The following is a 20914-nucleotide window of genomic DNA, read 5'->3' as shown; positions in this document are numbered from 1 at the left end:
ATTCTACCCGCGTCGCCGGGTGCCGATCAGGCCGCGGGCAAACAGGCCGCCGGCCAGCGGCGCTCAGGCGCGCTGCACCTGCTGCACCACGTGCAATTTGCGCACGCCGCGAATGACCTCGTCGAGGTGGCGGCCATCGGTCACCTCGATGGCAAAGCGCAGCACCGCGATATTGCTGTCGCGTTCGAGGTATTCCACCCGCTCGATGTTGGAACCGGCGCCGGCAATCGCCGCCGCCACCTGCGCCAGCACGCCGGGGTGGTTGTCGACTTCGATCCGGATCGCCACGTTGAAATCACCCGACACCTGCCGGTCCCAGGCCACCGGGACCCAGCGATCCGGGGACTTGCGGTAATCGGCCACGTTCGGACAGTCCATGCGGTGCACCACCACGCCCCGGCCGGCGCTGTGGTAGCCCATGATCTCGTCGCGCGGAATCGGCATGCAGCACTGGGCAAAACTGATGATGCCGCGCTCCGATCCGGAGATCAGGATCGGCTCTCGCGCGACGCTGGCCGGGGGGGCCTTGCGCGACTTCTTGCCCTTGGGTCCCGCGCCGGCTTCCTGCGCCAGTTCCTCGGCCACCTGCTGCGGCATCCGGTTGCCGAGCGCGATATCCGCAAGCAGGGCTTCCAGCCGCGGGTAGCGATTGTCGGCGAGAAAGGCGTCGATCCGCGCCATCGGCACGCGGTCGAACGACGTCCCCATCCCGACCAGCGCGCGGTCCAGCATGTAGTGGCCAAGCTGGACCGCATCCTCGTGCTGGAGCTGCTTGAGCGCTTGCCGGATCGCGGTGCGCGCCTTGCTGGTGGCCACGAATTCCAGCCATTGGGTGCTCGGCGCGGCGGCATTGGCGGTGATGATTTCCACCGTTTGCCCGCTGACCAGCTTGGCCCGCAGCGGGGCCAGCCGCCGGTCGACGCGGGCGGCCACCGCGTGGTTGCCGACGTCGGTGTGCACCGCGTAGGCAAAATCCAGAACGGTGGAATTGCGCGGCAGCGAGAGGATGTCGCCCTTGGGGCTGAACAGGTAGACCTCGTCCGGGAACAGGTCGACCTTGACGTTTTCGAGGAACTCCAGCGAGGAACCGGTGCCGCGCTGGCTTTCGACCAGGTTGGCGATCCAGGTCGCGGCGCGCGCCTGGGCGCTGTTGCCGGTTTCTGTACCGAGCTTGTAGGCCCAGTGCGCGGCCACCCCGCGTTCGGCGATCAGGTGCATCTCGCGGGTGCGGATCTGGACCTCGATCGGCGAGCCATACGGCCCGAACAGGACCGTGTGCAGCGACTGGTAGCCGTTGGCCTTGGGGATGGCGATGAAATCCCGGAAGCGGCCGTCCAGCGGCTTGTACACCGAATGCACCACGCCCAGCGCGTGGTAGCAGTCGGCCACGGTGTTGACCACCACCCGGAAGCCGAACACGTCCATGACCTGCATGAAGCTGCGCCGCTGGGCCAGCATCTTGCTGTAGACGCTCCACGGCGCCTTGATCCGGCTGACCAGCTCGTGGTCGAGCTTCTCCATCGCCAGCCGCTGGGCGAGGCTGGTCTCGATCTGGGCCAGCGCGTCGCGGCGCGCCTGCGGGCGGCTGGAAATCCGCTTGGCGATCACCGCGTGCCGCCACGGATGCAGGGCGCGGAATCCCAGGTCCTGCAATTCGGCGCGGATCAGGTTCATGCCCAGACGCTGGGCGATCGGCGCGTAGATGTCCAGCGTCTCGACCGCGATCCGGCGCCGCGACTCGGGCGCTTTGGCGCCCAGCGTGCGCATGTTGTGCAGGCGGTCGGCCAGTTTGATCAGGATGACGCGCAAATCGCGCGACATCGCCAGCAGCATCTTGCGGAAGCTCTCCGCCGCCGCCTCCTGGCGGTTGGCGAAACGCAGCTTTTCCAGCTTGGTGACCCCGTCGACCAGCTCCGCCACGGTTTCGCCGAACTGCTGGGCCACGTCGGCGCGGGTCAGCGGCGTGTCCTCGATGGTGTCGTGCAGGATCGCCGCCACCAGGGTTTCGACGTCGAGCCCGAGCGTGGCAAGAATCCGCGCCACCGCCACCGGATGGGTGATGTAGGGCTCGCCGGACTGCCGGGTCTGCCCGGCGTGCGCGGCCGCGCCAGCCACCCAGGCCTTGCGCAGCAGCGCACGCTGCTCCGGACTCAGGTAGTAGGCATCGCGCTCCAGCGCCTGCACATAGTCCGGCACCGCGCCTGCATCGGACGCAGCGGGATGGACGAGCGCAGGGTCGCCGGGATTCATCCGTCGAGACTAACCGCGCACCCTTGCGGCCGCAAACGAAAACGGCCCCGCCGGGCCGTCTCGTTCAGCCTGATCCTGCGGAGGCGCCGCTCAATCGTCGCCCTTCATGTCGTCGTCGCCGGCGACCACGTCGGCGGCGGCCCATTCCAGCGCCTCGCGCTCCTTGCGCTCGCGCTCGGCTTTCTCGACCGCGTCCACGAACTCGGCATCGATGGCCTTGGCGGCGATTTCGCGCAGCGCCAGCACGGTGGGCTTGTCGTTGGCTTCGCTGTTGTCCAGCTTCGGTTCGACGCCGCCGGCGAGCTGGCGCGCGCGCTTGGCGGCCATCATCACGAGCTCGAAGCGGTTGTCGACCACCTGCAGGCAGTCCTCGACGGTAATACGGGCCATGGGCATCCTGCGGCCGCGGGGCCGCGAAAAAGTTCAACGGAACCGCTGATTTTAGCGATCCACGGGGGTTGAATCAAGCACCCGCCCGGCGTCGCCCCGGCCTCAGCCGATGCCGCCGGCCAGGTACTCGTCCTTGAGCTTCACGTAGTGGCCGGCGCTGTAATACAGGGCTTCGATTTCGGCGGCGCCGAGCTGGCGCACTTTTTTCGCCGGATTGCCCAGCCACAGCTCGCCTTCGCCCACCACCTTGCCGGGCGAGACCAGCGCGCCGGCGCCGACGAAACCGTGCTTTTTCACCACCGCGCCGTCGAGCACGACCGCCCCCATCCCGATCAAGGCCGCGTCTTCAATCGTGCAGGCGTGGATGATCGCCTTGTGGCCGATGGTGACGTCGCTGCCGATCCGGGTCGCGAAGCCGCCGCGGCGCAGGTGCGGGCCGTCGTGGCTGACGTGGATCACGGTGCCGTCCTGGATGTTGGTGCGGTCGCCGATGCGGATGAAATTGACGTCGCCGCGGATCAGGGTGAACGGCCAGACCGACGATCATCGCCCAGCACCACGTCGCCGATGACGGCGGCCAGCGGGTCGAGATAGACGCGCTGTCCCAGGATCGGCAGGTGCTCGCGGTAGGGTCGGATCGGCATCACTGGATTCTAGCGCCGGACCGCACTACACTGCGCCGCATGGACTTCATCACGACCACCCCCATCACCACCCTGCAGCCCACCCTGGAGCGCCTGCGCGCTGCCTGGCAGGCCAACAAGCCCGATGCGCAGCGCCACGACGACCTGTCGCGCCTGCGCGCCAACCTCAAGCGCCGGCTCGACGAGATGGCGCGGATCGTCGCCAGCGACTACGGCCACCGTTCGCTGGACGAATCCCGGATCGCCGACGGCATGACCGCGCTGGCGGAGATCGACCACCTGCTCAAGCACCTGAAGCGCTGGATGCGGCCGCAGCGGGCCGGCGTGGGCTGGCGCTTCTGGCCCGCCAGCGCGCAGGTGCGGGCGGTGCCGCTGGGGGTGGTGGGCGTCATTTCGCCCTGGAACTACCCGGTCAACCTCGCCTTGATCCCGCTGGCCACCGCAATTGCCGCCGGCAACCACGTCTATCTCAAGCCGTCCGAACACACCCCGCGCACCAGCGCCTTCCTGCGCGATCTGCTCAACAGCACCTTTCCGGAAGACCGGGTGGCGATCGCGCTGGGCGGCGCCGAGATCGGCGCCGCGTTCGCCGGCCTGCCGTTCGACCACCTCGTGTTCACCGGCTCCACCGCGGTCGGCCGCAAGGTCATGGCCGCCGCCGCGCAGCACCTCACCCCGGTCACGCTGGAGCTGGGCGGCAAGTCGCCGGCGCTGATCTGCGACGACTATCCGATCGAAAAAGCCGCCGCCCGAATCGCCACCGGCAAGTGGTTCAACTGCGGCCAGACCTGCATCGCCCCCGACTACGTGCTGGTGCCCAAGCCCAAGCGCGACGCGCTGGTGGCGGCTGCGCAAGGAAGTCCAGCAGCGCTACGGCGAAAAACTCGAGAACCTCGACGACTACACCCGCATCATCAACGACGGCCAGTACGCCCGCCTGCGCGGTTATCTCGACGACGCCCGCGACCGCAAGGTCGAGCGCATCACCCTGGCCGGCCTGCCGGATCCCCGCCCAGCGCCTGCTGCCGCCCACCCTGCTGCTCGATCCGCCGGATGACGATTCAAGGTCATGCAGGACGAGATCTTCGGCCCGCTGCTGCCGATCAAGGGCTACCGCACGCTGGATGACGCCATCGCCTTCATCAATGCCCGCGAGCGCCCGCTGGCGCTGTATCCCTTCAGCAATGAACGCGCCAGCGTCGAGCGCATCCTCGATCAAACCCTGGCTGGCGGCGTATCGGTGAACGACACGCTGTTCCATTTCGCCGTCACCAATCTGCCGTTCGGCGGCGTCGGCGCCAGCGGCATGGGCGCCTATCACGCCCGCGCCGGCTTCGACGCCATGAGCAAACAGCTGCCGGTGTTCTGGCAGTCCGGCTTCAGCGGTGGAGACCGGCTCAAGCCGCCGTATTCAAAAGCGAAGTGGCTGCTTGACTTGATCGTCCGCTGACGCCCGACCAGACCGGACCGGCTGCCGCAGGACGCGCCGCGGCCTAAACTGTCCGCATGCCCGAAACCCCGGCTCCGATCGATTACGCCCAGCTCGCCGCCAACATCAAGCGCTGGGCGGTGGACTTCGGTTTCCAGGACATCGGCATTACTCCCTTGACCTGAGCGAGGCCGAAGTCGGTCCTGCACGAATACCTTGCCGCCGGCCACCACGGCAGCATGACGTGGCTGCAAGACCGCGCCCACATGCGCAGCCACCCGGACACCCTGCACGCCGGCGCCATCCGCGCCATCTGCGTGAGCATGAATTTCGCCCAAGCCAACATCAAACAGGCCTGGGAGGTGCTCAAGGACGATCGGAAGGCCTACATTTCGCGCTACGCTCTGGGCCGCGACTACCACAAGGTCCTGCGCAAGCGCCTGCAGAAATTCGCCGACCGCATCCAGGCCCACGTCGGTCCGTTCGGCTACCGCGCCTTCTGCGATTCCGCGCCGATCATGGAAAAACCGCTGGCGCAGAAAGCCGGATTGGGCTGGCGCGGCAAGCACACCCTCACCCTCTCACGCAGCGCCGGCTCGTACTTCTTCCTCGGCGAAATCCTCACTGACCTGCCGCTGCCCATCGACGCCCCGGTGCCCGACTACTGCGGCAGCTGCACCCGCTGCATCACCGCCTGCCCCACCGGCGCCATTGTCTCACCCTACAAGCTCGACGCCCGCCGCTGCATCGCCTACCTCACCATCGAGCACAAGGGCTCGATCGATGAAGAACTGCGGCCGCTGATGGGCAACCGCATCTTCGGCTGCGACGACTGCCAGCTGGTCTGCCCGTGGAACAAATACGCCCAGATCACCATGGAAGCCGACTTCGCCCCACGCAGCGGCCTGGAAGGCCCGCAGCTGGCCGACCTGTTCGCCTGGGACGAAGCCACCTACCTCGCCAAAACCGAAGGCATGTCGATCCGCCGCGCCGGCTACGAAAGCTGGCTGCGCAACATCGCAATTGCCCTGGGCAACGCCGCCTACGCACCGGACGTGGTCGCGGCCCTCAACACCCGCCTCGACCACCCTTCCGAGGTGGTGCGCGAACATGTGTTGTGGGCGCTGGCGCAGCAGGATGAAAAGCACCGGGAAGCCAATGGAATCCTCCCATGAAAATCGCCAGCTGGAACGTCAATTCACTCAACGTACGCTTGCCGCAATTGCTCGATTGGCTGCGCGAATTCCAGCCGGACGTGGTGGGTTTGCAGGAAACCAAGTTGGAAGACCACCGATTCCCCGATGACGCGCTGGCGGAAGCCGGCTATCGCAGCGTGTTCCACGGGCAGAAGACCTACAACGGGGTGGCAATCCTGGCGCGTGAGTCCATCGGCGACGTGCAAATCGCGATCCCGGGCTTCGATGATTCGCAGGCACGGGCGATTGCCGCCACGGTGGGCAGCGTGCGCGTGGTCAATCTGTACGTGGTCAACGGGCAGGACGTGGGCACCGACAAATACAGCTACAAGCTGCGCTGGCTGGATGCGGTGCACGGCTGGCTGGCCGATGAATTGAAGGCGCATCCGCGCCTCGTCGTGCTGGGCGATTTCAACATCGCGCCGGACGACCGCGACGTGCCCGATGCCGCGGTGTGGAACGATGATCACATTCTCACTTCGACCGCCGAGCGCAATGCGCTGAAGCAGCTCCTGGCGCTGGGTCTGCACGATGGCCTGCGCCTGCTGCACGACGATGCGGCGATGTTCAGCTGGTGGGATTACCGGCAGGCGGCGTTCCGCCGCAACCTGGGTCTGCGGATCGACCTGACCCTGGTGTCGGATGCGCTGAAAACGCACGTCAACGCGGCGGGCATCGACAAGACGCCGCGCGGCTGGGAGCGCCCCAGCGATCACACGCCGGCGTGGGTGCAGCTGGCCGGTCTTTCAGGTTCGCAAACGCCTCATCCGCACTTGCTGTAGCCGCAGTTCAGGCAGGTGGCGCAGCCGTCCATCAGCACCGTCGCCTTGGTGCTGCACTTGTGGCACATGCTGGCCGAGGGCGGGAAGCTGGTGCCTTCGCCGGTGATGGCAACCGCCTCGTCGTCGGCATCCGCGCGGCCATCTTCCTCCAGCATCGAGCCCCCCATCTCGCCGGCGGTGCCGGCGCCTAGCGGGCGATTTTCAGCGTTTTTTTTTGAGCGGGTTTCGTAGGCGCGGCGCTTCTCGGCGATCAACGCGCGCTGGGCATCGCTCATGTCCGGGTCGTGCAACAGGCCGATCGACTTGAGGTGCTCTTCGATGATGCTGCCCAGCTCGGCCACCAGCGAGGGCATGTAGACGCCGCCGGCCTTGAAGTAGCCGCCGCGCGGGTCGAACACCGCCTTCATTTCATCGACGATGAAGGTGACGTCGCCGCCCTTGCGGAACACCGCCGACATGATCCGGGTGAGCGCCACGATCCACTGGAAATGCTCCATCGACTTGGAGTTGATGAAGATCTCGAACGGGCGGCGCAGCTCGTGTTCGGTGCCGGCGTTGAGCACGATGTCGTTGATGGTGACGTACATCGCGTGCTCGACCAGCGGCGACTTGATCTTGTAGGTGGAGCCGATCAGGACTTCCGGGCGCTCGATGCGCTCGTGCATGTGGATGACGTTGTCTTCCGTCTCCACCACCGCGTCCATCGCATCTTCCGCCGCACGCGCCCGATCTTCCGGCGTGACGACGGAATAGCCCTTGATTTTCTTCGTGATCCTGACGGTCATGGAACCTGGAACCTGCCTAGGTGCTGTTGCTGTGGATGAACCGGGCGCCCGCCCGGCGCGCTGCCGGGCGGACGGTTGGAAATGGCCTACTTCTTCGCGGCTTTCTTTGCCGCTTTCTTTGCCGCTTTCTTGGCCGGTGCTTTCTTTGCCGGGGCCTTGCTGGCCGGTGCTTTTTTTGCCGCGGGTTTCTTGGCCACGGCCTTCTTTGCCGCCGCCTTCTTCGCCGGCGCCTTCTTCACCGCTTTCTTCGCGGCCTTCTTGCCGGCCACCTTGTCCTTGAGCGTCTGCGCCTGCTTGCGCGCGTCGGCGCCGGCGGCGGTGAGCTTCTGCTTGGCGGTGGCGACCTTCTTCTCCACGGCCTTCTTGGCCGCGCCGGCCGCGTTCTTCGCCCGCGTGGTGGCTTTCTTGACCTTCTCGAGCGTCTGGTTCGCGGCTACCGATGCCGCCTCGCGCACTTCCGCCAACTTTTCCTTGCCGCTCTCAACGGCATCGGACAACGCATTGACAACCTGATTTCCGTTGCTCATGTGCCCTCTCCTTGCGGGGCCTCGTGGGCTGATCCCACGCCGCGATGCTATACCCGAAAGCGCCGTCGTGCGCGGCGGGCGCAACCGCCCGCAGCGCCCCTAGAATTTCCCGTAATAGCCCTCTTTCAGGGCGTCGAACAAATTGGCGGCGGTATGCAGCTCACCGTCGTATTCGATCTGCTCATTGCCCTTGGCCTCGATCACCGTGCCATCGTCCAGTTCGAACCGGTAGGTGGTGTTTTCGAGGTCGGATTCCTTGACCAGCACGCCCTGGAAGGCGGCCGGGTTGAAGCGGAAGGTGGTGCAGCCCTTCAGCCCCTTCTGGTGGGCGTAGCGGTAGATGTCCTTGAAATCCTCGTAGGGATAGTCGGTGGGGACGTTGGCGGTCTTGGAGATGGATGAATCCACCCAGATCTGCGCCGCCGCCTGCACGTCGACGTGTTCCTTCGGGCTGATGTCGTCGGCGCTGATGAAATACTCCGGAAGCCGGGTCGCGGCATCGTCGGAGAACGGCATCGCCTTCGGGTTCACCAGCTCGCGGTAAGCCAGCAGCTCGAAGGAATAGACGTCGACCTTTTCCTTGGACTTCTTGCCTTCGCGGATCACGTTGCGGCTGTAGTGGTGGGCGAAGCTCGGCTCGATGCCGTTGCTGGCGTTGTTGGCGAGGCTCAGCGAAATGGTGCCGGTGGGCGCGATCGAGCTGTGGTGGGTGAAGCGGCAGCCGACCTCGGCCAGCTCGTCCACCAGCTCCGGCGCGACCTTGGCCACCTGCTGCATGTAGCGGCTGTAGCGCGCGTGCAGCACCCGGCCTTCGATCTGCTGGCCGACCTTCCAGCCATCCTTCGCCATTTCCGGGCGCTTGCGCAGCATCTCGGCGGTCACCTCGAAGGCCTCGTCCATGATCGGCGCCGGGCCTTTCTCGCGCGCCAGCGCCAGCCCGGTTTCCCAGCCGGCCACCGCCATTTCGCGGGCGATGGCCTCGGTGAACTCGCAGCTTTCCGCGCTGCCGTACTTCATCCGCAACATGGTCAGGGTGCTGCCCAGGCCGAGGAAGCCCATGCCGTGGCGGCGCTTGCGCGCGATCTCGTCGCGCTGGCGCTGCAGCGGCAAGCCGTTGACCTCGACCACGTTGTCGAGCATGCGGGTGAACACGCGCACCACTTCCTTGTATTCCTCCCAGTCGAACTCGGCCTGCTCGGTGAAGGCATGGCGCACGAACTTGGTGAGGTTGACCGAGCCCAGCAGGCAGGCGCCGTAGGGCGGCAGCGGCTGCTCGCCGCAGGGGTTGGTGGCGCGGATGGTTTCGCACCACCAGTTGTTGTTCATCGCGTTGACGCGGTCGATCAGGATGAAGCCCGGCTCGGCGTAGTCGTAGGTCGAGACCATGATCATGTCCCACAGGTGACGCGCCTTGATGTGGCCGTAGATCTTGCAGGCCACCAGGCCGTCGTCGCGGACGATGTAGTTCTCGTGCAGCGGCCAGTCGCGCCAGGCCACCTGCGTCGCATCGTCCAGCGCGATGTCGCCGCGCTCCTTGGCGTTGATCGGGAACACCAGCGGCCAGTCGGCGTCGTCCTCCACCGCCTGCATGAAGCCGTCGGTGATCAGCAGCGACAGGTTGAACTGGCGCAGCCGCCCGTCCTCGCGCTTGGCGCGGATGAAGTCCTTCACGTCCGGATGGCTGACGTCGAAGGTGCCCATCTGCGCGCCACGGCGACCGCCAGCCGAGGAGACGGTGAAACACATCTTGTCGAAGATGTCCATGAACGACATCGGCCCGGAGGTGTAGGCACCGGCGCCGGCCACGAACGCGCCGCGCGGGCGCAGGGTGCTGAACTCGTAGCCGATGCCGCAGCCGGCCTTCAGGGTCAGGCCGGCCTCGTGGACCTTTTCGAGGATGCCGTCCATCGAATCGGTGATGGTGCCGGAGACGGTGCAGTTGATCGTCGAGGTGGCCGGCTTGTGCTCCTGCGCCCCGGCGTTGGAGGTGATGCGCCCGGCCGGGATCGCGCCGCGCCGCAGCGCCCAGGTGAAGCGCTCCTGCCAGTACTGCTGCAACTCGACGGTGGGCTCGGCCTCGGCCAGCGCCTTGGCGACGCGCTGGTAGGTGCCGTCGATGTCGGCGTCGAGGGCGACGCCGCGCTTGGTCTTGAGGCGGTATTTCTTGTCCCAGATGTCCACCGATGCCGGCTGCATCGGGATATCCTGGTTTGCTTCCGTGGCCACCGCTTCCAGCCTCGCCCTGCTCATGTTCGTTGTTGCTCCTGATCGTTGTACTCGCGCCAGTGTGCCGCGTCCGTGTTGGTGCTCGTTCCTGTACTTGCCGGTCGCATCGTCACCGGGACGCGATGGCGCTGCCGTGACCGCGCAAACCGCGGCCGTGTGGCCCCCTTGCCGCCACCCCTGGATTCCCCGCGTCGGCGCCGCCCTCGATGCCGCCCGCTCCCAACAGGAAGCCATCCCCCAGGTCACCCCGAAACCGTAGCCCTTGGGCTTGCCCGCACTTGCGACCACAACATGTTGTGGCTTCAACCGGGATGACCTTACCACGCCGTCGATCGGAGTCAACGCGAAAATTCGCCCCAGCCGGCTTGCATTTCGGCGTCCCTGGCTGACACCGGCCTGCGGCGCGGGGTTCCGGGAGTCGGCAGCGGCGGAACGCAGAAAACTGAATGGGAGCGATGCTGCATTGCGGAATCGAATGTGACGCCAGCGGCACATTCGGCCGCCGGAAAATCGCCTCGTCGCGGTTCAATGTCCGCCGCGACCGAGCGCCTGAATCCGGTCGATGCCCAACGCCTCGCTGGTCTCCGCGGCGGGCAATCCCGCCCTGGCGCAAAACGCGGCGAAGCGGGGATCGTTGCGGAAACGCAGCAGCAGGGGGTCGAACAGGATCTGGTAGGCGGCGACGCCGTGATTCGTCCAGTCGCGCTCCAGCCACTCGAACATGGCATCGGCATCGCCACGCAGCGCATAGGCGCGAGCGATGTAATAACTGCCACTTGTCGTGTTGCCGTCGTTTTCGATCAGGCGCCGCAAGGCGGCATCGGCTTCGCCGACATTGCCGCCGGCCTGCAGCGCCAGCGCCACCGCCCGATCCCGCACGCTGCCCGGCGGAATGGCCTGGGCCTGCGCCAACGCGGTTGCCGGATCGCCGCGGAGCAGCGACAAGTACGATTGTTCGTCGGAATACCAGGCGACGTCTTCCGGTGCCGACAGCTCCTGCAACCGGTGCAGACTGGATTCGGCGTCGTCCAGACGCCCGAGCGATGCCTGCATGAGGAACAACCAATAGATGCCGTCCTCGGTCAGCGGATCGGCGGCGAGATGCCGGTTGCGCTCGGCGATCGCCTTGTTCACCCGGCCCAGCGACGCCAGCAAGCGGCTGTACTGGCCATGGACGGGACTGGTGACCGAGACCCGGGGCAGGGCCTTGTCGAAGAGATCCAGCGCGCTTTTCCAGTCGTAATCGCAGGAGGTGCGCTGAACCGCCAGCGCGGAATAGCCCAATCCATACTCCGGGGCCAGCCGGATCGCGGTTTCGATTTCCTCGCGCGCTTGCGCGCAGGTCGCACGCAGGGCCTCGCCCTGCTCCAGATAGCGGGCGCTGATGGCGCGACTGAAGCCCAGCCAAAGCCAGGCCTGCGCGTACTCCGGATCCAGCTGGACCGCCTCGGCAAAATGCTCGATCGCCTTGCGGGTGTTGCCCAGTATCGCGTGCGCGCCGCGCAGGAAGGCGTTGTAGGCCTCGAGATTGCCGCTGGCCGGATGCCCCGATTCGACCACGCCGACCATGCTGTGCACGTGCGGCAGCCTGCCGAGCAGCGCGCCCGCCACCGCCAGTGCGATGTCGTCCTGCAGGGCGAACAGGTCCTTGTAGGGCCGGTCGAATCGTTGTGCGTACAGCGTGTGGCCGTCGGCGGTATCGACCACTTCGATCGAAACCCGGACATGATCGTCGATCCGCTGGACGCTGCCGGACAGCAGATAGGCGACGCCGAGTTTGGCCCCGATCGCGTGACTGCCCTCCCGGCTGTCGCGGAAACGAAACGAGGAACTGCGCCCGATCACCTTCAGGCCATCGAAGCTCGACAGGGTGTTGATCAGGTTCTCGCTGAGCCCGTCGGAGAAAAATTGCTGTTCCCGGTCCTGGCTCGCGTTCACCAGCGGCAGCACGGCGATGCTGCCTGCCGGCGCCACCGGGGCCGCGATCGGCTTCACGACTGAACCCGCAGCGGGCGGTGACGCACGCTGCCAGAGCCACCCGGCACCCGCGATGGTGGCGATCAACAGCGCCCCTGCAAACAGCAAGAGATGGCGATGCGAGCGTTGCGACGTGGCCGGTGTCGGCCTCGGCTGGCCGTCCGGACCCGTGCCCGCTTCGTTTGCGGGTACCGCGACTGGCTCCAGCTCCGGAAGCGGATCCGATGCCTGTTCCCCGGCGTGTTCCGGGGTTGGCACCCGTTCCGGGGCAACGGTTGGTGCCGGGGCTGGTGCAATCGACGACGCCTCCGCGTCTTCAGTCAAGGTGGCCACGAACCGGTAGCCGCGCCCCGGCACGGTGAGGAGGAAGCGACGGTCGTGCGCGTTGACGCCGAACGCGCGGCGCAGCGCTGCGATCGCCTGGGTCAGGTTGTTTTCCTCCACCACCCGGCCGGGCCAGACCTCCGCGAGCAGGGCCTCCTTGCCGACGACCGCCTCGTGCCGTTCGATCAGGGCGCACAGGACATCGAAGGCCTTGGCGGTCAGCGGCACCAGGGCGCCGTCGGAATCGCGCAGCTCGCGACGCAGGGTGTCGAGTGCGTAGCCCTCGAACCGGTAGTAGCGCGGCATCTTTTCCATCTTTCACATCATTTCATGTTTTTTCAGCGGAATTGCATGCGTTTTCCGGAGGGCAGGTCGCAAGGTCGGGGTGCTTCACCCGACGGGGGAATCCCCCCACTTGACTCAAGGAGCACCACCATGTCCCTGTCCAGGATTGCCATCGCGGCTGCCGCGGCCGCCTGTCTGAACCTTCTTGTCACGCCTGCCGACGCGGCCAACCACGACCCGCAGAGCACCGGCATGCTGCAGCTGCCCGCCAACAGCATCGTCGGCCTGTGGACTGCCGTGGTCAGCGTCGGCCCCTGCAGCGGCTCCCCGACCAACAACATCCGGGCTACCATCGCCTACCACTCCGGCGGCACCCTGTCGGAGACCAACGTCATGCCGATCTCCGGCATTCCCAATTTCCAGGGCGTGCCCGGCAACAACCAGCGCGGCCCCGGCATGGGCACCTGGAGCTACAGCCCGCGCACCGGCCAGTACACGCTGGACATCCGCTTCAACTGGTATGTGGATGGCGTTTACAACGGCTATCAGCACATCCACCGCAGCAACGTGATCATGAGTGCCGACGGCAAGCAGATGGGCGGCCCGGTTCACGCCACCCGCTACTTCGCCGACGGCAGCAAGTACGCGGAATTCTGCGGCTCGGAAAGCGCGACGCGGTTGTAGGCGGGATCAATTCCGTCGAACCGCAGGTGCGACGGCGGGCGACAAGCCCCTCCCTGCCGGGAGGGGCTCAGCCAATTCGATCTGAAATGAGGGACACCATGAACTTGCAGTCGCGAGCCGCCGTGCCGGCATTCTTCATTCTGGCGATGTTGTCGTTTCCGAGGATGGCATCGGGTCTGCCAATGGATTCCGGTGTCGATCCCATGGATACTCGACCGGGTCAAAGCACTGCAATTACTGCCGAGAACAGAATAAGCAGCAGCCCCTCCATCGCGGCGGCGGAGCAATCCAGAGTTGGCGACGTCCGGAGGCGGGCAGAAGAATTGGAAAGCCCGGCCGGCGCTCGGCAAGCCCAGCCGAGGGTCCTGATTCCGCATCCAATAACTCTCGACCCGACCGGAAAGATCGGGGAAAAATTCAAGATCCTCGGCGGGCGCAATGGGCCGTTGGGCAGTCCTGTGGGCAGCGAAGTCTCTGCACCGTATGGCGGTCGTCTCCATAATTTCAAGAATGGCCTTATATTCTGGCACCCGGAAATCGGCGAGGCTTTTGAAGTTCGCGGCGCCATCGCACGAAAGTTCGCCGAACTTGGCCAGACGGAATATGGCTACCCGATTACCGACGAGACAACGACTCCGGATCAGCGCGGTCGGTTCAATCATTTCCGTGCCGTGCATCAACCGGGAAAGCCGGAATCATCCATCTACTGGACGCCGGAAACCGGGGCGCATGCGGTTTATGGACTGATCAGGGACGCCTGGGCGCGTGGCGGCTGGGAGCGCGGGGATCTTGGCTATCCGACCAGTGACGAATTCCAGGATGGGAAATTCCGGCGCTCGAATTTCGAGCGGGGCTATATCCTGTGGTCGCAAGATACCGGCATACAGATCAAGAAATCGGGTGAAGTGATCCGTACCAACGATGCGCGGCCCGGAATTTTCGACTCGATCCTTGTCACCGGGGTGGAAATTTCCGTCCAGAACGCCGTGCGGGGAAGGGATGCGACATTCCTCAGCGAAAACAGCGTTTGCACGTTGTACAGACAGGCCCTCGACGAGATCAACACCGCGGTGAAGGATCTTGTGAGAAATGCCGTCAATCCTCATATGCAGGGTTTCAGCATACGCTCCGATGCGAAAATGCAGATGACGCAGAATTGCAGCTTCCGAGCCCAGGTTTCCACCATGTGCGCCGACACCATCACTGTGCGCATGCTGCTGCCAAGAAATCTGTTCAGGTTTTACGTAACGACGCCGACCATACTCGGATCCGATTCCGATCCCGGATTTTCCATCGACTTCGATCTCGCGGCATCCGCCCAGATTCGGCTGCCTCGGAACAGCGGTGACCCCATGGGGCTTGGGCCAGTGACGCTCGGGCTGTCCGGGATCAAGCTGGATTCGCAAAATTTCACGGGCGACGTGCTGCTTGCTGCAAACGATGTCGTCAGATATTTCAGCGGCAACAACCTGGCCGCGCAGCTGACGCAGAATCGCAATTTCCGGTTCGATGGAATAGTTGCCAGCTTGTCCAGCCTGAATGCTGAAGCGGCCCGTATTCCGGCGGGCTACCACATTGAATCCTGCCTTGTCGGCAATGGCAGTGTTTTGAGGGTGAACGGAACGAATTCGGCGTACCAGGGGCCGATACTGCACTGATGGTTTTTCAGCTGAACATCAGGCATCGCAAGGGGATTGCAAGCATGTCTCCATGCAACAACCACACGTCCACGAATCTGGAGAGAACGCCATGTTCATGCGAAGCCTCGTCGCTGCGGCTGCAATCCTGTGCGCGGTACCTGCCGCAGCTGCGCAATGTCCGTACTGGGAAATCGAGGGCGACTACGTGATCCGACAGTCGAACGCGATCGACGTCGCGCTGCATCTGGTGCGGGAGGGAAACAAGTTGACCGGTCAGGCGCGATTTTATTCGACCAGTTTCGGACACGAGATCGCCGGGCCGCTCGAAGGTTATATCGATGGGGACCGGTTTCATTTCCGCGTGAGCTGGTACCAGTTGAAGCAGAAAACCTGTCTCAAGTACGACGGTTTGATCCCGGTCTGGTGCTGGACAGACAAGTATGACGAGAATGGAATCTACGAAGGGACGATCAGCGCCCACGGCGAAGTTCAGGGAAACAACTACCCCTTCGAGCGGCCGAACGCACGTACCAGCTGGTTCATGAAGAGTGAACTGGAGTGCCAGGAAATCGTGATGCTTCCCCGTGGCGCGCTCGATCCATCCAGGCCGGCACCGCCGGTTGAGCTGCACCGGGAGGTGGTGAACATGTCGCCGCTCGCCTCCGAACGCCAGCAGAATGCGCGTATTGCCGATGTCACGCCAAACGTGGGCGTGGACGCGGCGCTCGCACGGCCTGTACAGCCCGGCCCTGCGGAGAGGGAGATCCGCGTGCTCGGGCAGAGGCAGCCCCGCGACACTTGCCTGAGCGGTTATGTCTGGCGCGAGGCGCGCGCGAGCGATCATGTTTGCGTGACGCCGCAATCGCGCCAGCGTGCCGCCCAGGAAAACCGGCTCGCCGCGTCGCGTCGCAATCCCGCTGGCGCGTATGGCCCGGAAACCTGCGTCAGCGGGTTCGTCTGGCGCGAGGCCTATGAAGGCGATACCGTCTGCGTGGTGCCGTCGGTTCGGGCACAGGTCAGGGAAGAAAATCGCCTGGCGCGGTCCCGGCGCAAGTCCCATTGAGACAAGCGCGGTCCACCGGGCTTTGCCGCGCGCCATGGAGGCGCAGAGGGAAGCGGCATATTCGCTCGATGGGCGTGCGGTTGGCGCATCGAGGCCGGGGGAGACTGTTGCTTTCGCGGGAACGACGGTCCGGTCGCGGTGAGTGGTCATGGGGAGGAGGTGGCGTGAACTGGAGTGAACCCCGGGTGAAAACGGATCGCAAGCGCCAGCTCCGGGCGGTGCTCGCGGCTGCATTGGTCGGTGCGGCCGCGAGCAGCTCCGGCGCGGACCAGAATCCGGACGAAACGGCGCGAATCGCTTTGGAGCAAGCGACCGGAGCGGCCTGGATTGTTTCCACGAATCCGACCGACAGGACCATCACCTTCGCTTTCCCGAAGAACGGCCCCTACCCGCTGCCGGCGGCGGACAGCCCTGCCGAAGCTGCCCTCGCGTTCCTGTCTGCGCACCGGCGCATCTTCGGCATGCACGATCCGAGGCGCGAATGGGTGGTCGCACGACGAGAAGCCCCCGCGGATGGATCCACGCATCTGCGTTTTGTGCAGTCGGTGAACGGCGTGCCGGTATACCTGTCCGCCTGGGATGCGCACTTCGATTCCGGGGGGCGCCTGACCTCCACCTCGGGCAATTACGTGGTGGGCGCGTTCCGGGTTTCGACCCGTCCGCGGCTTTCCGCCGAGGCGGCCGCAGCGCGTGCCCGCGCCTGTGTTGCCGCGCGGGCGCAACTGCCGGAAAGCGATTTCAGGGCCGGCGTGGCGGAACTGGAGATCTTCCCGGCGCGCGCTGCGCACCCGGCCTTGGCTTGGATCGTTGCGGTGTCGACCTCAAGGCCACACTCGCTTCTTCTGTCGCGCAAGGTGCATCTGGACGATCGTTCCGGGACGGTGCTTGCCGATGAGCCGATGGTGATTTCCCGCCGTGCGCCAGCGGGATCCGCCCCCGAGCCTGCATACCCTGAACACTGCCTGCCGGCGGGCCGGAGAGCGCTGTAGCCCTGCGGGATCCGAGTCTTCCTTTCGAGCTTCCCGATCCTCCGAAGACGACCGCTCCCGCATGGCTCGACAGGCGCGCTGCCGCCGGGTGTAATGCAGCCTGCGACCGAAGACTTGCAGGCGCCCGGCGACGCCGGCCTTCAGCAGCGATTGCATGATCTCCGGCAACACTTGTTCGCATTGCCGCATACCGAGCCGATCACGTCATGACGACCACCGCCACCCGCACCTTGCTGGCCCTGTCCGCCGCCGCCGCGTTCGGCGCCTTTGCCGCAACCGGCCTGAATCTGCTGGTCGACCGGCCTGCCTCGGCCGCGCCGCCGCCGGCGGTCGTCGCGCAGGCAGGCACGCCTGCCGCCGCGCCCCCGGTCGCCGCCGTCGCCCGCACCCCGATGCCGTCGCTGGCGCCGATGCTGCATCGGGTGCTGCCGGCGGTGGTCAGCGTCAACACCCGCCAGGTGGTACGGGTGAACACGCCGTTCGGCGACGATCCGGTGTTCCGTCGCATCTTCGGCATCCCGCAGGAGCGCATCGCCCGCTCGCTGGGCTCCGGGGTGATCGTCGATGCCAGGCGCGGACTGATCCTGACCAACAACCACGTGGTGGAAAATGCCGACGCGGTGCAGGTGACCTTGGCCGATGGCCGCACCATCGACGCCGAGTTCGTCGGCTCCGACCCCGATACCGACATCGCGTTGATGCGCATCCCGGCAAAAGATTTGCCCGGCGTGGCGCTGGCGGAAATCCCGCTGGCCGACAGCGATCAACTGCAGATCGGCGACTTCGTGGTGGCGATCGGCAACCCGTTCGGGGTCGGCCAGACCGTCACCTCGGGGATTGTCTCGGCGGTCGGCCGCAACAACCTGCCGGGCGCCGGTTTCCAGAGCTTCATCCAGACCGACGCCAGCATCAATCCCGGCAATTCCGGCGGGGCGCTGGTCAATCTCGACGGCCAGCTGGTCGGCATCAATACCGCCAGCTTCAATCCGCGTGGTTCGATGGCCGGCAACATCGGACTGGGTTTCGCCATTCCCTCCAATCTCGCCCGCCGCATCCTCGACCAGCTGCTGCATGGCGGCGTGGTGCGCCGCGGCACCCTGGGTATCGACCTGCAGGACGTCGATGCGCGGATCGCCAAGGGCCTGGGCATGGACGAGGCGCGTGGCGCGGTGGTCACCCGGGTCTATCCGGAGTCGGCCGGCGGTGCCGCCGGCCTGCGGGTGGGCGACGTGATCGTGGCCGCCAACGGCGAAACCATCGACAATGCCGAAGCGCTGCGCAATTTCCAGGGCCTGCAGGCGCCGGATGCGCGGATCACCTTGGACGTGCGCCGCGACGGCCGGCCACTGCAGATCACCAGCGGACTGCGCGAAGCGCCCAAGGCACTCAGCGGCGAACGGCTCGATCCGCGCCTGGCTGGTGCCAGCTTCGCCGAGTTGCCCGAATCACTGCGTCGGCAGGGGCTGACCGGGGTGCTGGTGGAATCGGTCGAACGCGGCAGCCGCGCTGCCCAGAACAACCTGCAGCGCGGCGACGTGGTGCGGGCTTCGAGCAACGGCCGGTTCAGCGACCTGAGCGGCTTCCGTGCCAGCTTCGGCAGCGCCCCGCCGCAGCGGCTGGTGCTGCGCGTCCTGCGCGGCAACGCCAGCGGTGACCTGCTGATGCGCTGAACGTGCATGCAACATCCGGCGCGTTCGCCTGCCCCGATGCGGCACGCGAACGCGATCAGTGCCACACTTGTCCCCCACCCCAAGGAGGAAGCGACAGATGAGCGATCACACCGATGCGGTCAAGAGCAATCTGGGCGAAGCCGGCTCCCATCTGAAGCAGGCGGCGACCGCCGCCGGCAGCGCGGTCAAGAGCGCGGCGGGCGCTGCGGGCGATGAGCTGCGGGTCGGCAAGGCGCAGGTCAAGGCGGAGCTGGCCGACGGCGCGGTGGCCGGGATTTCCGCTGCCGAACACCTCGGCGGTGCCGCCGGCGAGCAGATGAACGCGCTGATGGACAAGAGCCGCGACCTGCTCGACAGCGCCGCCGAGTTGATCCGCGAACGCCCGCTGGTGGCCTTCGGGGCCGCGTTCGCGGCCGGCTGGATCATTTCCAAACTCGGTCGCGGCGACAAGTAATCCCGGCAATGACCGCTGAAGCGCCGACCCCGCCGCCGGGCGCGGCAACGGGCGCGGGCGCCGCTGGACTGGGTGACACGCTGCACGCGCTCGGCGACCAGTCCAAGCAGAGCGTCCGCGCCGCGCTGGCCACCGGTCAGGCGCTGCGGGCGCTGCTGGCCGCCGACCTCGCGCTGGCGCGCGCTGCCTTGGGGCGGACGCTGGTCTTTGCGGTGGCGGCCTCGGCGCTGGCCATCTCCACTTGGCTGTTGTTGATGGCGGCGCTGGTGGCCGGCCTGCGCGCCTTGGGACTGCCCTGGGCTGCCGCCCTGTTGCTGGCGGCGCTGCTCGGGGCCGTCGGGGCCGTCGTTTTCGGCCTCGCGGCGCGACGCAGTCTTGACGATGCCGGATTGCAGGCCAGCCGGCGCCAGTTGGCCCGCCTGTTTCCGGAGGGCGATGCCGGCGCGGGCGTGGACGCTGCGCCCGGCCAGGAGCCACCGCCATGAATCTGGACACCCACCGCGCGCGGGTGCGCGCCGCCGAGCGCAACGTCGAGGCGCAGTGGGCGCAAACCGTGGCCCACGGCCGACGCACGTTCGCACTGTGGCGCAGCGGCTGGACCCCGCAGCGGATCGTGATCGCCGGACTGCTGACGGGCTTCCTGAGCGGGCGCGCGCAGCCGCTGCGGCTGGCCGGCAGCGGCGGCTTGCTGGCGCTGCTGCGTTCGCTGTCGGGGCTGCTGGCGGCCAGCGGCCTCGGTCGCGGCGAGTCGGCGCCGAGCGAACCCGAAGCGCCACCTGCGCCAGCGGACGACGTGCGGCCTGCGGTCTGGCCGGAGCCACCGCGTCGCGACGCCGCGCCATTCGTCACCACGCCCTGAGCCTGCGACGCACGCGCCGTGATTCCCGCCATCCGCGCCATCACCCTCGACCTCGACGACACCCTGTGGCCGTTCGCGCCGATCGGTGCACGCATCGAAACCACGCTGCACGCCTGGTTTGAAGCCCACAGCCCGCGCACCGCCGAGCGCTTCCCGATCACCGAGATGCGGGCGCTGCGCGAGCGGGTGATGACCGATCTGCCGGAGTTGGCGCACGATCTTGGCCTGCTGCGCCGGTTGACCATCGAGCGGGCGCTGCGCGAAAGCGGCGACGACCCGGAACTGGCCAGCGCCGCCTACGCGATCTTCTTCCGCGAACGCAACCAGGTCGATTTCTTCCCCGACGCGCTCGACGGCCTGCGCCGGATCGCCGCACACCTGCCGATCGCCGCCTTGACCAACGGCAACGCCGACCTCGCGGCGATTGGCATCGCCGCGCACTTCCGCTTCGAATTGACCGCACGCGAGTACGGTGCGCCGAAACCGGATGCCGGGATCTTCCTCGATGCCTGCTGCAGGCTCGATGCCGCGCCGGAACAAGTGCTGCACGTCGGCGACGATCCGCGCGTGGACATCGCCGGTGCTGCCCATGCGGGCCTGCATACCTGCTGGATCGACCGCGGCCTGCACGCGTGGCCGGAGGCCCAGGCGCCTGCGGACCTGCGGGTGACGACGCTGACCGCATTGGCCGACTGGCTGGATGCCGGCGCGGTGCTGAAAAAAGTCGCCTGAGCCCTGCC

16 protein-coding genes and 3 pseudogenes are annotated in these 20914 nt (G+C 66.4%); 12 read left to right on the top strand and 7 right to left on the bottom strand.

The genetic code is table 11. The annotated features are described in order from the left end of the window. Positions 1 to 63 precede the first annotated feature (63 nt). From M9902_RS06265 to M9902_RS06255, 3 genes and pseudogenes are all read right to left on the bottom strand, one after another. Positions 64 to 2250 carry a bifunctional (p)ppGpp synthetase/guanosine-3',5'-bis(diphosphate) 3'-pyrophosphohydrolase gene (locus M9902_RS06265; protein ID WP_297221591.1) on the bottom strand — a complete coding sequence of 729 codons (2187 nt, stop codon included), beginning with the start codon at positions 2248 to 2250 and terminating at the stop codon, positions 64 to 66. 90 nt (positions 2251 to 2340) lie between these two features. Next, positions 2341 to 2640: a DNA-directed RNA polymerase subunit omega gene (rpoZ, locus tag M9902_RS06260; RefSeq protein ID WP_297170566.1), complete on the bottom strand. Its 300-nt coding sequence runs from the start codon at positions 2638 to 2640 to the stop codon at positions 2341 to 2343. A gap of 102 nt (positions 2641 to 2742) precedes the next feature. Beyond that, positions 2743 to 3287: pseudogene (locus tag M9902_RS06255) on the bottom strand (gamma carbonic anhydrase family protein). A gap of 36 nt (positions 3288 to 3323) precedes the next feature. Between M9902_RS06255 and M9902_RS06250 the strand changes: the two are divergent. The 3 genes and pseudogenes from M9902_RS06250 to xth all read left to right on the top strand — a co-directional run bounded on the left by M9902_RS06250 (position 3324) and on the right by xth (position 6691). Beyond that, positions 3324 to 4734: pseudogene (locus tag M9902_RS06250) on the top strand (coniferyl aldehyde dehydrogenase). 182 nt (positions 4735 to 4916) lie between these two features. Then, positions 4917 to 5888, top strand: a complete 972-nt coding sequence (gene queG, locus M9902_RS06245) for a tRNA epoxyqueuosine(34) reductase QueG (RefSeq protein ID WP_343231874.1) — start codon at positions 4917 to 4919, stop codon at positions 5886 to 5888. Continuing rightward, complete coding sequence (gene xth / locus M9902_RS06240; RefSeq protein ID WP_297171560.1) at positions 5885 to 6691, top strand: exodeoxyribonuclease III; 807 nt, start codon at positions 5885 to 5887, stop codon at positions 6689 to 6691. Before queG ends, xth begins: the two co-directional genes overlap by 4 nt. Here the strand turns inward: xth and M9902_RS06235 are convergent. The 4 genes and pseudogenes from M9902_RS06235 to M9902_RS06220 form a co-directional block, all read right to left on the bottom strand. Further along, a complete protein-coding gene (locus M9902_RS06235) occupies positions 6673 to 7476 on the bottom strand; it encodes an NrdJb (RefSeq protein ID WP_297171558.1) in 804 nt (267 codons plus the stop codon). The two genes, xth and M9902_RS06235, sit on opposite strands and share 19 nt — an antisense overlap. 92 nt (positions 7477 to 7568) lie before the next feature. Next, positions 7569 to 7808: pseudogene (locus tag M9902_RS06230) on the bottom strand (hypothetical protein); the annotation flags it as partial. A gap of 294 nt (positions 7809 to 8102) precedes the next feature. Beyond that, positions 8103 to 10253 (bottom strand): adenosylcobalamin-dependent ribonucleoside-diphosphate reductase, encoded by a 2151-nt coding sequence (locus M9902_RS06225; RefSeq protein WP_297221590.1) that lies wholly within the window; start codon positions 10251 to 10253, stop codon positions 8103 to 8105. Between the two features lie 501 nt (positions 10254 to 10754). After that, positions 10755 to 12845 carry a winged helix-turn-helix domain-containing protein gene (locus M9902_RS06220; protein WP_297170186.1) on the bottom strand — a complete coding sequence of 697 codons (2091 nt, stop codon included), beginning with the start codon at positions 12843 to 12845 and terminating at the stop codon, positions 10755 to 10757. Between the two features lie 120 nt (positions 12846 to 12965). Here M9902_RS06220 and M9902_RS06215 point away from each other — a divergent pair, with 120 nt between their 5' ends. From M9902_RS06215 to M9902_RS06175, 9 genes are all read left to right on the top strand, one after another. Continuing rightward, on the top strand, positions 12966 to 13499 hold the full coding sequence (locus M9902_RS06215) for a hypothetical protein (RefSeq protein ID WP_297221589.1): 534 nt from the start codon (positions 12966 to 12968) through the stop codon (positions 13497 to 13499). 98 nt (positions 13500 to 13597) lie between these two features. Beyond that, a complete protein-coding gene (locus M9902_RS06210) occupies positions 13598 to 15157 on the top strand; it encodes a hypothetical protein (protein WP_297170181.1) in 1560 nt (519 codons plus the stop codon). Positions 15158 to 15209: 52 nt separating this feature from the next. After that, positions 15210 to 16202: a hypothetical protein gene (locus M9902_RS06205; protein WP_297170179.1), complete on the top strand. Its 993-nt coding sequence runs from the start codon at positions 15210 to 15212 to the stop codon at positions 16200 to 16202. 164 nt (positions 16203 to 16366) lie between these two features. After that, complete coding sequence (locus M9902_RS06200; protein ID WP_297170177.1) at positions 16367 to 17191, top strand: hypothetical protein; 825 nt, start codon at positions 16367 to 16369, stop codon at positions 17189 to 17191. A gap of 206 nt (positions 17192 to 17397) precedes the next feature. Next, positions 17398 to 18861 (top strand): trypsin-like peptidase domain-containing protein, encoded by a 1464-nt coding sequence (locus M9902_RS06195; RefSeq protein WP_297170175.1) that lies wholly within the window; start codon positions 17398 to 17400, stop codon positions 18859 to 18861. Positions 18862 to 18958: 97 nt separating this feature from the next. Next, on the top strand, positions 18959 to 19315 hold the full coding sequence (locus M9902_RS06190) for a hypothetical protein (protein ID WP_297170173.1): 357 nt from the start codon (positions 18959 to 18961) through the stop codon (positions 19313 to 19315). Positions 19316 to 19323: 8 nt separating this feature from the next. Continuing rightward, positions 19324 to 19800, top strand: coding sequence for a phage holin family protein (locus M9902_RS06185; RefSeq protein ID WP_297221588.1), 477 nt, complete (start codon positions 19324 to 19326; stop codon positions 19798 to 19800). Next, on the top strand, positions 19797 to 20174 hold the full coding sequence (locus M9902_RS06180) for a hypothetical protein (RefSeq protein ID WP_297221587.1): 378 nt from the start codon (positions 19797 to 19799) through the stop codon (positions 20172 to 20174). The genes M9902_RS06185 and M9902_RS06180 overlap by 4 nt, the downstream gene beginning before the upstream one ends. Positions 20175 to 20192: 18 nt before the next feature. Further along, a complete protein-coding gene (locus M9902_RS06175; RefSeq protein WP_297221586.1) occupies positions 20193 to 20906 on the top strand; it encodes an HAD-IA family hydrolase in 714 nt (237 codons plus the stop codon). Positions 20907 to 20914: the final 8 nt, after the last annotated feature.

The organism is Thermomonas sp. (assembly GCF_023953935.1).
Lineage (GTDB): Bacteria > Pseudomonadota > Gammaproteobacteria > Xanthomonadales > Xanthomonadaceae > Thermomonas.
This window is presented reverse-complemented; position numbering and strand designations above follow the sequence as displayed.